This is a genomic window from Vibrio sp. 1078-1 (genome assembly GCF_033340475.1).
Map to the genome: position 1 here is coordinate 1 of NZ_JAWOWM010000610.1, position 591 is coordinate 591.

The window sequence follows — 591 nt, forward strand, 5'->3', positions numbered from 1 at the left end:
CGTAAAGAGCCAAGCATGAAATTTACTATTGAACGTAGTCATTTAATCAAACCGCTACAACAGGTTTCGGGCGCTTTGGGTGGCCGACCAACCCTGCCTATTTTGGGCAACCTACTGATTAAAGTAGAAGAGAACGTGCTATCAATGACCGCGACTGACCTAGAAGTGGAATTGGTGAGCAAAGTGACTCTAGAAGGGGATTTCGAAGCGGGTAGCATTACCGTTCCTTCGCGTAAGTTTCTCGATATTTGCCGTGGCTTACCAGACGATGCGATCATCACTTTTGTGTTAGAAGGCGATCGCGTGCAAGTTCGTTCTGGTCGCAGCCGTTTCTCACTGGCAACGCTACCAGCGAATGACTTCCCGAACATTGAAGATTGGCAAAGTGAAGTTGAAGTATCACTGAGCCAAGCGGACCTGCGTACGCTTATCGACAAAACTCAGTTCTCGATGGCAAACCAAGACGTACGTTACTACCTCAACGGTATGTTGTTTGAAATCGATGGCACGACACTGCGTAGTGTGGCGACCGACGGTCACCGTATGGCAGTATCGCAAACTCAACTAGGTACTGACTTCGCCCAAAAGCAA

At 48.4% G+C, this 591-nt stretch carries 1 protein-coding gene; it reads left to right on the plus strand.

What is annotated here, in order from left to right; translation table 11 throughout:
* Positions 1-15: 15 nt before the first annotated feature.
* A partial coding sequence (dnaN, locus tag R7190_RS29090) for a DNA polymerase III subunit beta (protein WP_318138095.1) occupies positions 16-591 on the plus strand: 576 nt, incomplete at its 3' end.